13 protein-coding genes are annotated in these 12,884 nt (G+C 62.6%); 9 read left to right on the top strand and 4 right to left on the bottom strand.

Annotated features, from left to right (window positions below):
- The first annotated feature begins 2 nt into the window (after positions 1 to 2).
- The 9 genes from MOV61_RS06760 (at position 3) to MOV61_RS06720 (ending at position 10,418) form a co-directional block, all read left to right on the top strand.
- Positions 3 to 1,142: an N-acetylglucosamine-6-phosphate deacetylase gene (locus MOV61_RS06760; RefSeq protein WP_247136041.1), complete on the top strand. Its 1,140-nt coding sequence runs from the start codon at positions 3 to 5 to the stop codon at positions 1,140 to 1,142.
- The gene (locus MOV61_RS06755) at positions 1,139 to 2,410 is read left to right on the top strand and encodes a neutral/alkaline non-lysosomal ceramidase N-terminal domain-containing protein (RefSeq protein ID WP_247136040.1); all 1,272 of its coding nucleotides are present in this window, start codon (positions 1,139 to 1,141) and stop codon (positions 2,408 to 2,410) included. Before MOV61_RS06760 ends, MOV61_RS06755 begins: the two co-directional genes overlap by 4 nt.
- 89 nt (positions 2,411 to 2,499) lie before the next feature.
- Complete coding sequence (locus tag MOV61_RS06750) at positions 2,500 to 3,807, top strand: ABC transporter substrate-binding protein (RefSeq protein WP_247136039.1); 1,308 nt, start codon at positions 2,500 to 2,502, stop codon at positions 3,805 to 3,807.
- Positions 3,808 to 3,925: 118 nt separating this feature from the next.
- On the top strand, positions 3,926 to 4,813 hold the full coding sequence (locus MOV61_RS06745) for a carbohydrate ABC transporter permease (RefSeq protein ID WP_247136038.1): 888 nt from the start codon (positions 3,926 to 3,928) through the stop codon (positions 4,811 to 4,813).
- Entirely contained in the window at positions 4,810 to 5,703 is an 894-nt protein-coding gene (locus tag MOV61_RS06740) for a carbohydrate ABC transporter permease (protein ID WP_247136037.1), read from the top strand. Before MOV61_RS06745 ends, MOV61_RS06740 begins: the two co-directional genes overlap by 4 nt.
- Before the next feature lie 2 nt (positions 5,704 to 5,705).
- On the top strand, positions 5,706 to 6,938 hold the full coding sequence (locus MOV61_RS06735) for a hypothetical protein (RefSeq protein ID WP_247136036.1): 1,233 nt from the start codon (positions 5,706 to 5,708) through the stop codon (positions 6,936 to 6,938).
- A 16-nt stretch (positions 6,939 to 6,954) separates the two neighbouring features.
- Positions 6,955 to 8,022: an ABC transporter ATP-binding protein gene (locus MOV61_RS06730; protein WP_247136035.1), complete on the top strand. Its 1,068-nt coding sequence runs from the start codon at positions 6,955 to 6,957 to the stop codon at positions 8,020 to 8,022.
- Positions 8,023 to 8,043: 21 nt separating this feature from the next.
- A complete protein-coding gene (uxuA, locus tag MOV61_RS06725) occupies positions 8,044 to 9,219 on the top strand; it encodes a mannonate dehydratase (RefSeq protein WP_247136034.1) in 1,176 nt (391 codons plus the stop codon).
- Between the two features lie 197 nt (positions 9,220 to 9,416).
- Positions 9,417 to 10,418 (top strand): Gfo/Idh/MocA family protein, encoded by a 1,002-nt coding sequence (locus MOV61_RS06720; RefSeq protein ID WP_247136033.1) that lies wholly within the window; start codon positions 9,417 to 9,419, stop codon positions 10,416 to 10,418.
- Positions 10,419 to 10,424: 6 nt separating this feature from the next.
- Here the strand turns inward: MOV61_RS06720 and MOV61_RS06715 are convergent, their stop codons facing one another.
- From MOV61_RS06715 to aroC, 4 genes are all read right to left on the bottom strand, one after another.
- Positions 10,425 to 10,739 carry a BrnA antitoxin family protein gene (locus MOV61_RS06715; RefSeq protein ID WP_247136032.1) on the bottom strand — a complete coding sequence of 105 codons (315 nt, stop codon included), beginning with the start codon at positions 10,737 to 10,739 and terminating at the stop codon, positions 10,425 to 10,427.
- Positions 10,736 to 10,984 (bottom strand): BrnT family toxin, encoded by a 249-nt coding sequence (locus MOV61_RS06710; RefSeq protein ID WP_247136031.1) that lies wholly within the window; start codon positions 10,982 to 10,984, stop codon positions 10,736 to 10,738. The genes MOV61_RS06715 and MOV61_RS06710 overlap by 4 nt, the downstream gene beginning before the upstream one ends.
- 89 nt (positions 10,985 to 11,073) lie before the next feature.
- On the bottom strand, positions 11,074 to 12,174 hold the full coding sequence (gene ribB, locus MOV61_RS06705; protein ID WP_038540584.1) for a 3,4-dihydroxy-2-butanone-4-phosphate synthase: 1,101 nt from the start codon (positions 12,172 to 12,174) through the stop codon (positions 11,074 to 11,076).
- A gap of 12 nt (positions 12,175 to 12,186) precedes the next feature.
- On the bottom strand, positions 12,187 to 12,884 hold a 698-nt coding region (gene aroC, locus MOV61_RS06700), incomplete at its 5' end, for a chorismate synthase (RefSeq protein WP_247136030.1).

Below are 12,884 nucleotides of genomic sequence, written 5' to 3'. Positions count from 1 at the left end.
CCATGGTCGTCGACGGTATCGATCCCCGCACCGGCAAAGGTTTTGCGATCGAAATCGCCGACGGCAAGATTGCCGCCATCCGCCCGGCGGAAAATACCAGTCCATTTTATCTCTCCGCCGGACTGATCGACCTGCAGGTCAACGGTTATTGCGGCTTCGACCTGAACAATGGCGAAATCACTCCCAACATCCTCCTCTCGCTCTGCGAGGAACTGCTGAGCGTCGGCGTCACCACCTTTTTGCCGACCATCATTACCGCCTCCGAGGCCTCCATTCTTGAGGCGCTCGCCGATATCGCAAGAATCCGTGCCGGCCATCGGTTGATCGCCGAAATGGTGCCGGGCATACATGTCGAAGGCCCATCGATCTCCGACAAGGATGGCCCGCGCGGCGCCCATCCGCTGGCGCATGTCCGCCCGCCGTCGATCGAAGAGTTCGACCGCTGGCAGCGCGCATCCGGCAATCTGGTCTCGATGGTGACGCTTGCGCCGGAACATGAGGGCAGCGTCGATTACGTCCGCGCTCTTACGGCCCGCGGCGTTCACGTGGCGCTCGGTCACACCGCCGCGACGCCGGAGCAGATCCATGCGGCGGTGGAGGCGGGTGCGGTCCTCTCCACCCATCTCGGCAACGGCGCCGCCGCCATGCTGCCGCGCCATCCGAATTTCATCTGGGCGCAGCTTGCCGACGACCGCCTGACGGCAAGCTTCATTGCCGATGGCTGGCATCTGCCTGCCGATACGTTCAAGGCCATGCTGCGCGCCAAGGGCCTGGATCGGGCGATCCTCGTGTCCGACATGGTGGCGCTCGCCGGTATGCCCGCCGGCATTTACGACCAGCCGGTCGGCGGCCGCGTCGAGGTATCTGCCGAAGGCCGGATCAGCGTTGCCGGCACGCCCTATCTCGCCGGCGCCAGCTTGCCGCTGTCGGCCAATGTCGCGATCGCATCTGAGATGGCAGGTCTTCCGCTCGCCGATACGCTTCTGCTCGCAACGGCAAATCCGGGCCGTTTCGTTGGGGGGCGCGGCTTGCTGGAAGTCGGTGCGCGGGCCGATCTCGTCCGTTTCGAATGGTCTGAAGGCGAGCGAGAATTGTATATTCGCGAAACCTGGGTCGGCGGCGAGAAGGCTTATTGCGCATGATCCAGGCCGGAGCCGCCATCGTCGATATCACCCCGCCGCCAAGCCTTGCGATGTCCGGCTTTGCGGCCCGCACCCTGCCGGCCAGAGGCGCCCATGATACCCTGACGGTCCGCGCCGTGGTGGTCGGGGACACGGCAGTCGTTATCGCCGATGTCATCGGCATCGACGCCGCGACGAGCGCCCGGATCCGCAAGCGCTGCATCCTGCCGGCGGATAACGTGGTGGTCGCAGCACTCCACAATCACGGCGGTCCGGTTTCCATGGCCGGCCGGCTCAGCATCGCCGCCGATCCCGCCTATCTGGAGCGGCTGGAGGACGCCTGCATCGCCGCCATCGACAAGGCCGCCGCCGCGCGTCGGCCGGCAACAATCACTGTGGGGCAGGGAAGTGATCCGGGGATTGCGCGCAATCGGCGCCATCCCGGCGGACCCGTGGACACTTCCCTGTCACTCCTTCGCATCCGCGCAGCGGATGGCAGCATGATCGCCGTCGTCACCGCCTATGCCTGCCATCCGGTGGTGCTGGCGGCCGACAATCTTCTCTGGACGGCCGATTATCCGCATTTCGTGCGGCAGGCGCTGGAGGAGGCCTATCCGGGCTCCGTCGCCCTGTTCATGACCGGCTGCGTCGGTGACGCCAATACCGGCCATTCGGCGCATGCCTCGATCTCGCTCGCCGCGAACCCAGACCGCAGCTTTGCTTCTGCCGAACGGATCGGCCGCAAGATCGCCGAGGCGGCGCTTGGCGCTGAGGAACAGCCGGTCTCGGAGACATTAAACGCCCGCAACGGCACTGTCAGTCTCGTCTTCGCGCGCCGCGAGACCGAAGCCCCCGACTTTCTCGAAAACCGCTGGCGGGAAGAGGCTCTGAGCGCCGAACCCGCCCGCAAAAGCTTGCTTGGCTACTGGGCCGATTGGGCGCGCGACATTGCGCCTCGAAAGCCCGAGCCGCTTGCAGCCCGCGTGACCGTGCTCGATTGGGGCGGCGTGCCGATCGTCGCGCTGCCGGGCGAGATCTTTGCGGAGACGGCGCTGACGATCCGAGCCGCACTTGGCCTGGACAAGCCAGCCTTCGTCATCGGTTTTGCCGACGACAATCCGGGCTACATCCCGCCGGCCAGCGAATTCCAGTTCGGCGGCTACGAAGTCGACGAGGCGCATCGCTATTACGGCCTCGCCGCGACCTTCGCGCCGGGCTCGGCGGAAGCGCTGGCGGCCCGCGCCATCGAACTCGCAAAAGCCACCTCCAGTGGAAGCGGGGCAGCATGAGCCGATGGGCTGCGAGAAACGATCCGATGCTTGACACGCAACCGGTTGCATGAGAGCTTTTTGTCAACAACAACAAAGGGAACAGGGACATGAAAAACAGATCAGCAAAGACTAGGATTTCGATCCGCGCGCTGCTTGTGAGCGCGGCATTCGGCGCAGCCCTTCTCTCGGGCGCGTCCGCCGTTTCGGCTGAAACACTGACGGTCTGGAGCGGTTATCCGGAAATGGCGCCGTTCTACGAACATGTCGCGCAGGGCATGAAAGCCGCCTATCCGAAACTCGAGGTAAAGGTCGAGGCGATCGCCCTTCGCGAACATGAAAAGCGCGTCGCGCTCGGCCTCACCGGCGGCCAGGACGGCACGACGGTTATCGAGCTCTCCGGTTCGACCGCCACCCGTTACCTCGAAAACGACCTTCTGCCGGAAGCGCCGGCGGATATCTCGACCTTCGTCAAGGACCCGAAGAACTTCGACAAGTTCTTCAGCGATACGGCAGGCCAGGGCGGCAAGATCTATGGCGTGCCGCTCTTCCGCGGCCAGGGTGCGCTTTATTATAACACCGACATGTTCAAGGCTGCGGGGCTGACTGCCGCGCCAAAGACCATGGAGGAATATTCCGCCTATGCCGAGAAGCTGACCAAGCGCGACGCATCCGGCAAGGCCACCATCTCCGGCTGGAGCATGCGTCTCTCGGGCGGTGGCCAGGGCATTGCCGAGAAATTCTGGATCAACATGCATCAATATGGCGGTGCCATCCTGGTTCCCGCAGGCGAAGGCAAATGGAAGCCTAATTTCGCCAATGAAGCGGGCCGCAAGGCGTTGAAACAGTATCTCACCAACATCTTCACCACCAAGACGGTCACGCCGGAAATGCCGGCTGACGCGGACGCCTTCGAGCGCGGCCAGACCGCCATGTTCATCCGTGAATCCTGGGTGATCGGCGACATCGCAAAGAAGGCGCCGGATCTGAAATACGCCACCGCGCCGCTGCCGAAGGGTTCGATCGCGCTGCCGACCAACCTCTACGTCGCCGGCAAGGGCGCCGATGCCAAGGTAGGCTGGGAATTCGCCAAGGCGGCCAATTCGCCGGACAACCTCGTCTGGCTGCTCCAGAACGTCGGCTGGCTGCCGAACCGTTCGGGTGTCGACTATTCGGCCGTCACCTCCAAGCAGCCGGCCTTCGCCGCCTTCGTCGATTATCCGAAGGGCTACGAGTTCTTCACGCTGCCGTCGATCGGCCCGATCGAGGAAATCCTGACCCGCGTTGCCGCCCAGTTCGTCGTCGCCTTCGGCGACGCGTCCATGGCCGGCGACGACGCCAAGATCGATGCCTTCCTGAAGAAGACCAGCGACGAGGTAAACACCATCCTCGCCCGCGAAGGCTTGGCCGCGAAATAATCGCCGGCAGCACTCGCCAATCGCATGGGCCCGGAGCATCATTGCTCCGGGCACTTTAACGGGGATCCAGGGTCCGACCCGCGCCGCGGCCGAACCCTGCTGTCTACAGGCCAAATTTATGCTGAAGCGCAAAAGATGGATTTTTGCGATCCTTGCGATTTTGCCGACCCTGGCAGTCTTTGCCTATGTCCGGCTTTATCCGATCGCCGACACGCTGAGGCTCAGCCTTTTCAAGTGGGACATCCTGTCGAAGAACAAGCCCTTCGTCGGCCTCGCTAATTTCCGCGAGCTGATGGGCGACCACCTGTTCATCGATGCGCTGGTCAACACCACGATCATCGCCTTCGGCGTCTTGATCCTGACCATTCCGATGGCGCTGATCATTGCCGCGCTGATCTTCCACCGCACCCGCTCGCGGATGGCCGGTTTTTACGAGACCGCGGTCTTCATTCCGCATGTCGTGTCGCTGGTTCCCGCCGCCATGGCCTGGAAATGGATATTTGATGCCCGCCTCGGGCCGCTCAACGCGCTTCTGACCTTCTTCGGCATCCCGGCACAATCCTGGCTGTTCGATCCGGTCCTGTCGGTCATCTGCATCATCATTCTCTGCTCCTGGCAGGCGCTGGGATATGCGGTGTTGATCTATATCGTCGGTTTCAAGAACCTCCCGGTTTCGCTTTATGAAGCCGCCAAGCTCGACGGTGCCTCCGGCCCGCAGAGCTTCTGGTACCTGTCGATCCCGATGCTGAAACCCATCACCCTCTACGTCTCGGTCGTCACGCTGGTCTCCGGTTTCAACGTCTACGCCCAGGCCTTCGTACTGGCCTCCGATGCGCAAGGGGCGCCCGGGCGGCAGGTGCGGGTGTTGGTTCTCGACATGCTGGAAAACAGCTTTCGCAATTACCGCGTCGGCTACGCAGCCTCCGAGGCCGTCGTGCTTCTGGTTATCGTTCTCGCGCTGACGCTCATCCAGTTCTCGATGCTGCGGGAAAGGGGCAAGGCATGACCACCAATTCCGTGAACTATATCGAGCCCACCACCGAAGAGCTTTCCGAGGGCCTGCGCCTGCGCCGCAAGAAGCGGGTGATGAACTTCGCAATCGACGTGTTCCTGATCATCGTCTCGATCCTGATGCTGCTGCCGCTGGTCTTCCTGGTCGCCAACGCCTTCAAGACGCCGGCCGAAATGCTCAGCTGGCCGCCGACCATCATCCCGCGCGACCCGACCATCGCCAATTTCTCCGCCGTGCTTGGTGAAACGCCGCTCCTGCGCTGGATCGGCAACAGCATCGCCTTTGCGGTGATGTCGACGATCGCCATCGTCGCGACGTCCGCGATCGCCGGTTATGTCTTCGGAAAATTCCGCTTTCGGACGCTGAACATCCTCTTCGCGCTGTTCCTCGCAACTGCCATCGTGCCGTTCGAGGTCTACATGATCCCGCTCTATTTCCAGGCAAAAAGCCTCGGCATCCTCAATTCCGTCTGGGGCCTGCTGCTCGGTTATCTGGTGATGAGCTTCGGCATCTTCCTGATCCGCCAGAACGTCATCCACACGATCCCCGACGAATTGCTGGAAGCCGCCCGCATCGACGGCGCCGGCGAGTTCTGGATTTTCCTGCACATCGTCCTGCCGCTCTTGCGCGGCGCACTCGGCGCACTCGCCGTCCTCGCCTTCTTCCAGGCCTGGACCGCGTTTGCCTGGCCGATGATCGTCACGACGACCCGCACCAGCTATACGATCGAAGTGGGGCTAGCGCTGTTCCAGACCGGTTTTACGGTCGATCTCGGCCGCCTCAGCGCCGCCTCCGCCACGGTCCTCATTCCATCCATCCTGCTCTTCGTCATCCTGCGCCGCAACTTCGTGCAGGGCGTCGCCAGCACCGGCCTCAAGGAGTGACCATGGCGATGGATTTCTTTGACGAAGCCCGCACCACCTATGCCGCCGCCAATGCCGGCACGCTCTACTGGATGCTGCAGCGGCCGATGCTCGGCGGCGGATTTCTGAACACCAAGCAGAACAGCCTGACGCTGAAGGATTATGGCGCGCAGGACGGCGTCCGCGGCCCGGATTACACCTATGGCTGGATCCAGGGGCGCGGGCTGGAAGCCTTGGTTGGACATGCGGAGTTCTTTGAAGACGAGCTGCCGCCCTTGGCCGAAAAGCTCGATACCGCCGGCCGCCGTCTCTACGAACTACTGGCCGCCTTGCAGAAGCCGGATGGCCACGCCTATTTCTGCTACGACCGCGACATGCAGGCCGTTTATGCGGATCAGTCCAACGTGCTCCACGCTCAGGAAAAACCGGCGCTGATCTACACCTATTCCGACGCCTTCGTGGCCAAGGGGCTGGTCGCCGCCGCCAGCCGTTACGGTCTGCCGGAAATCGCCGATCACCTCGCTTATTTCGACAGGGTGATCACTGCCATCGAAACCGGCCGTTTCCAGATGGACGAACGCCGGCCGCTGTCGCTCGACAGCCTCGCCGCGCAATCCGACGATTTCGGCCCGCGGATGATCCTGCTCGGTGCTGCCGGCATGCTGAAACGCGCCGGCCACACGGCGCATCTCGCCTTTGCCGACCGCTTCATCGCCCATGTCATCGACAGGCACTATGACGCCGCAACCGCTCTGCTGCGCAACGTACCAGGCGAGGACAACTGCAATGTCGGACACGGAATCGAGTTCGTCGGCTTCGCGCTCGACTATCTCGACGACACCGCCGACCCGGCCCTGATCGACAAACTGGAGCGCATCCTCGTTTCTTCCTTCGACAAGGGCTTCGTCGGTCCGGGCATCACGCTCACGGTGTCCATCAAGACCGGCGAGGCACAGAGCCCCTATTGCCCCTGGTGGTCGCTGCCGGAAACCATCCGATCGGCAGCTCTCGCCCACGAGCGCACCGGCAGCACCGCGAGCCTCGGCGTCTGGAAGACCGCGCATGCCGCCTTCTTTGAGCGCTACTGGCGCGGCACACCGCCGATCGCCTACCAGACCATGACCAAGGACGGCCCGGTCGATTTCGTGCCCGCGACGCCGGATCTCGATCCCGGCTATCACACCGGCCTCAGCCTGCTCGCAGCCATTCACGCCGCAGATCGGCTGAAGCCTCAAACCAGAACAGTTTCAGGATAAATTCCCAAGGTGAAAAATGGCTTCCGTTGAAATCCAGCACGTCCGCAAGGCCTATGGCGACGTCGAGACCATCAAGGGCGTGTCGGTCGACGTGCCGGATGGCGCCTTCGTCGTCCTTGTCGGCCCCTCCGGCTGCGGCAAGTCCACGCTGTTGCGGATGATCGCAGGCCTCGAAGATATTTCCGGCGGCACGATCCGCATCGGTGGCCGCGTCATCAACGAGGTCGAGCCGAAGAACCGCGACATCGCCATGGTCTTTCAGAATTATGCGCTCTACCCGCATATGACGATTGCCGAGAACATGGGCTTCTCGCTGCGGCTGGCGAAGAAATCCAAGGAGGAGATCGCCGAGCGGGTCAGTGACGCCGCGCGTATCCTGGGGCTTACCGATTACCTCAAGCGTTACCCGAAACAGCTCTCCGGCGGCCAGCGCCAGCGCGTCGCCATGGGCCGCGCCATCGTCCGCAACCCCAAGGTTTTCCTGTTCGACGAGCCGCTTTCCAACCTCGACGCCAAGCTGCGCGTGCAGATGCGCGCGGAACTCAAGGACATCCACGCCCGCATCAAGACCACCACCGTCTACGTCACCCACGACCAGATCGAGGCGATGACCATGGCCGACCGGATCGTGGTGATGAGGGACGGTATTGTCGAGCAGGTCGGCGCGCCGCTGGAGCTTTACGACAAGCCGGTCAACGTGTTCGTTGCCAGCTTCATCGGCTCGCCCTCGATGAATTTCCTCTCCGGCACGGTGGCTGAGGATCGTAAGTCCGTGCTGACCGAAAATGGCGTCCGCCTGCCGCTCGGCCCGGAGGCTTCCACGCCCCCCGGCACCGCTGTCAACTACGGCATCCGCCCCGAACATCTCGCCATCGCCTCCGGGAACGAGGGCATTCCGATGACCGTGACGAATATCGAGCCGACCGGTTCGGAAACTTTCGTGCAGGGGACGGTCGACGGCCAGAAATTTTCGGCGCAGCTGCGCGAGCGGCTTTTCATCAAGACCGGTGAAATACTCAATCTGGCGCTCGCGCCTACCAACAGCCACATCTTCGATGCCGCCACCGGCATGCGGCTCGGCTGACAAGCATAAGGTAGCAATACGATGGAACAGTCTTGGCGTTGGTTTGGGCCGGACGACACGGTCACGCTTTCGCATGTGAAACAGGCGGGCGCGACCGGCATCGTCAGTGCGCTGCATCACTTGAATGACGGCCGCATCTGGCCGGACAACGAGATTTTAAAGCGCAAGGCGATCATCGAGGAGGCGGGGCTCACCTGGTCGGTGGTGGAAAGCATCATCGTCCACGAGGATATCAAGACCCGCACCGGCCGTTACCGCGAGCTGATCGACAACTACAAGGCCTCGATCCGCGCGGTCGCCAAGGCCGGCATCAAGACGGTCTGCTATAATTTCATGGCGATCACCGACTGGACGCGCACAGATCTCGAATACGAGATGCCGCATGGCGGCACTGCGCTGCGCTTCGATGTGGTCGAGTTCTGCGCCTACGACGTCTTCATGCTGAAGCGTCCCGGCGCCGAAGCCGATCATCCGGCCGACCGGGTCGCCAAGGCTCAAGCCTGGCTGAAGACGGCGAGCGAGGGCGATCTCGCCCGACTGGAACGCAACCTGATCGAATGGGTGCCGGCCCGCGAATTCGTCTACGACCGGCAGAGCCTCAACCGCATGCTGGATATCTACAAGGAACTGCAGGAAGGCAGATTCCGCGAAAACCTCTTCATGTTCTTAGATGAGATCATCCCCGTCGCCGAAGAGGCCGGCGTCAGGATGGCGATCCATCCGGACGATCCGCCGTTCCCGCTGTTCGGCCTGCCGCGCGTCGTCTGCAAGGCTTCCGACGCACGCGCACTGCTAGCGGCCGTCAAGTCGCCCTCGAACGGCATTACGCTCTGCACCGGCTCCTATGGCGCCAATCCGGAGAACGATCTGGTCGCGATGGCGAAGGAGTTCGCAAACGACATCCATTTCGCCCACCTGCGCAACGTCACCAAGGAAGGCGATGGTTCCTTCCACGAGGCCGAGCATCTGGACGGCGATACGGACATGGTGCGGGTCGTGATGGCACTGATGGCCGAGGAAAAGCGCCGCAAGGCCGAGGGCAGGGCGGATTGGCAGATCCCGATGCGACCCGACCACGGCCACGCGATCGTCGACGACATAGGCAGACGCGTCAATCCCGGCTATTCCTGCATCGGTCGACTGAAAGGACTGGCGGAGCTGCGCGGCATCATGCGCACGCTCGAGGTTTTGGGCTAAGGCTTGCTCGGCGGACGCCGGAACAAGCGGCCCCCTCACCCGGCCTCCGCTTTGCTCGGCCACCCTCTCCCCGTTGGGGAGAGGAGGAGGAGTGACGGCTCGGCATGTCTCTTCTCCCCAGCGGGGAGAAGGTGCCGGCAGGCGGATGAGGGGGCGGCTCGCCGCAAACGATATTTTATGTGTACCGGGAGGTTAATATGACGAAGTTGAAAGTAGCAATCATCGGGCTCGGCATGGCGGCAGGGCACCATGCCCGAGCCCTGCTCGATTTGTCCGACAGGATCGAATGTGTTGCGGCATTCAGCCAGACGGCAGCCCGGCGTGAAGCATTTGCTGCTCAATACCCGATCTCCACGACCGGCGATCTCGATGCGATCTTTGCGGACAAGACGATCGAGGCCGTGTTGATCCTCACCCCGCCGAGCAGCCATCTGGAACTCGTAGAGCGCTGCGCGGCGGCGAAAAAGCATATCTTGCTGGAAAAGCCGCTCGATATCTCGTTCGAGCGCTCGGAGGCGATCGTCCGTGCTGCGAGGCAAGCGGGTGTGCTGCTGGCCATGGTGCTGCAGAACCGTTTTCGTGCAGCGGCGCTGAAACTCGACGAGATCGTCAAGTCCGAGCGGTTGGGGCAACTGATCGAGGCGTCTGTCGCGATCCGCAACTGGCGACCGCAGAGCTATTACGACGTCGAGGGCCGCGGCACGATGGCACGCGACGGCGGCGGCGTGCTGCTGACCCAGGGCATCCACACGGTCGACCTGCTGCTGAGTTATGCCGGCACTCCGAAAGACGTCTCGTCCTTCGTCCGCACCAGCCCGATCCATTCGATGGAGACCGAAGACCTGGTGACGGCGACCTTCGCATTCGAAAACGGCGCGATCGGGACGCTCAACGCCACCACCTGCGCCTATCCCGGCCTGCCGGAACGCATCGAGCTGCTCGGCACCCACGGTACGGCAGTCCTGACCGGCGATACGCTAAAGGCCGCCTTCATGGACGGCACCAGCATCACGGAAGGCGGGGAGAAAACGGGCAGCGGGGCAGGGGCCAACCCAATGGCCTTCGGCCACGAGATGCACCGGGCGCTGATCGCGAATTTCATCGATGCCATCCGCAACGGCGCCCTCCTGCGCGTCACCGGCGAGGATGCGCTCAAGGCGCACCGCTTTATCGAGCAGATTCTGGCCGCCGGCCGGTAGACCGTCTCAGAGGCCGGCTGCCTTGCGCAGCTCCTCGGCCATTTTGGCTCGCCAGTCCTTGCCGGACGCCTTGAATTTTTCGAGCACGTCCGGATCGAGCCTGAGCGTCACGGCCACCTTCGGCGCCTCGACCTTCGGCCGGCCGCGAGCGGCGATCGCCTGTTCCATTTTTGCGGCCATCTCGGGAAACACTTCCTTGAAGGGCCGCATGCTCGCCATCTCTTCAGCAGTCAGCGGTGGACTGTCGACCGCGTCCCAGTCCTCTTTGGTGTATCCGCGACCAGGGCGAAATTCTTTCTGTTTTTCGTGCTTGATGTTCATTCGATCATGCTCCTCTCATCTTTTCGGGCAGGGCGCATCGAAATGACCGAGATTGCTTCCGAGCCAAGCGTTAGGAATATTACGACAATCGTTCCATCCTTCAGGCGGCCAACAGCTTTGGATCTCGCCTTTCTGGCAGGAGTGGTAACCGCCGTCGCGAAGAACTCGAAATAAAGATCACCGAAATCGAGACCGTGCTTCTCGAGATTCACAATCCGCTTCGTCTCGTCCCAAATAATCTTCAACTATTATCCGTACACGAAAAATCGCCGCCCGACAACGAGCGACGATGGAACGGTACGAAACCTTTTACAACCCTAAGGATTGAGGGAGGTCAGCAGATCACCGTTTCGGCGATCTTGATGCCGAAACCTTCGAGGCCGACATAGTGGCGCTCGCTGCGGGTAAGAAGCTTGATGGAGGTGACGCCGAGATCCTTTAATATCTGTGCGCCGAGGCCGATTTCCAGCCATTCGCTCTCGCGGGCCTGGGCTTCGGCATGACCCTCCTGGTCCTGGCGCAGCTTGCGGCCATGGTCCTTCTGGCCGACGCCGACCGAACCTTCGCGCAGGTAGATGATCACGCCGCGACCCTCTTCCTCGATTTTCGCCATGTAACGGTCGACCGAGCGCTGCGTGCCGAATACGTCGCGGGTGACGTTTTCGAGATGCAGGCGGACGGGGATATCGACGCCGTCGCGGATGTCGCCGAAAATCACCGCTACATGCTGCATCGGGTCCCAGGGCAGCGAATAGGCATGTGCCTTCGCCTTGCCATGCGGTGTCTCGACGTCGAACGACGTCTGCAGCTCGATCAGCGTTTCCTTGCGCTGGCGGTAGGCGATTAGGTCGGCGACGGAAACCTGCTTCAAGCCATGTTTGGCGGCAAAATCGGTAACTTGCTGGCCGCGCGTCACGGTGCCGTCGTCGTTGACGAGTTCGCAGATGACGCCGATCGGCGGAAGGCCGGCGAGCCTGCAGAGGTCGACGGCCGCCTCCGTATGACCGGAGCGCATCAGCACGCCGCCTTCGCGGGCGATCAGCGGGAAGATATGACCGGGCCGCACGAAATCGCTCGCGCCGACATTCGGATTGGCGAGATTGCGGACGGTCAGCGTCCGGTCCTCGGCGGAAATGCCGGTCGTCGTGCCGTGCTTGAAGTCGACGGTAACGGTGAAGGCGGTCGTATGGGCGCTGTCGTTTTCCGCCACCATGGCATTGAGGTTGAGCCGCTTGGCCTCCTCGCGCGGCATCGGCGCGCAGACGATGCCGGACGTGTGGCGAACAATGAAGGCCATCTTGTCAGGTGTGCAGTGGACCGCGGCAACGATGAGATCGCCTTCGTTCTCGCGGTCGTCGTCATCGGTGACGACGACGATTTCGCCGGCTTCGAAGGCGCGGAGGGCGTCGACGACGCGCTTCTGATCATAGGCCATGGATGTTGTTTCCTAGAGATTTCGCCCGGTAATACTGGAGCCAATCTGGGCCCGGTCGCGGAGATAGTGATCGGCAATCGCGCATGCAACCATCGCCTCGCCGATCGGCACGGCGCGGATGCCGACGCAGGGGTCGTGGCGGCCCTTGGTGCGGACCTCGACATTGTTGCCGTCGACGTCGATCGAGCGCTGTTCGGTGAGAATGGAGGAAGTGGGCTTGATCGCGAAGCGGGCAACCACCGCCTCGCCGGTCGAGATGCCGCCGAGAATGCCGCCTGCATGGTTGGAGAGGAAAATGCGCTTGCCGTCATTGCCCATGCGCATCTCGTCGGCGTCTTCCTCGCCGGAAAGCTCGGCAACGCCGAAACCGTCGCCGATCTCGACGCCCTTGACGGCATTGATCGACATCAGCAGGCTGGCGATATCCTGATCGAGCTTGCCATAGATCGGTGCACCGAGGCCCGCGGGCACGCCTTCGGCGATCACCTCCACCACGGCACCGATCGAGGAGCCGGCTTTGCGGATGCCGTCGAGATAGTCTTCCCAGACAGGCACCATCGCTGCATCGGGGCAGAAGAACGGGTTCTGGCCGACCTGATCCCAGTCCCAGTTGGCGCGGTCTATTTTGTGCTTGCCGATCTGGATCAGCGCGGCGCGGACTTGGACGCCCGGCACGATCCTGCGGGCGAGCGCCCCGGCGGCAACGCGGG

Source organism: Neorhizobium sp. BETTINA12A (genome assembly GCF_023006485.1).
GTDB lineage: Bacteria > Pseudomonadota > Alphaproteobacteria > Rhizobiales > Rhizobiaceae > Neorhizobium.
This window is presented reverse-complemented; position numbering and strand designations above follow the sequence as displayed.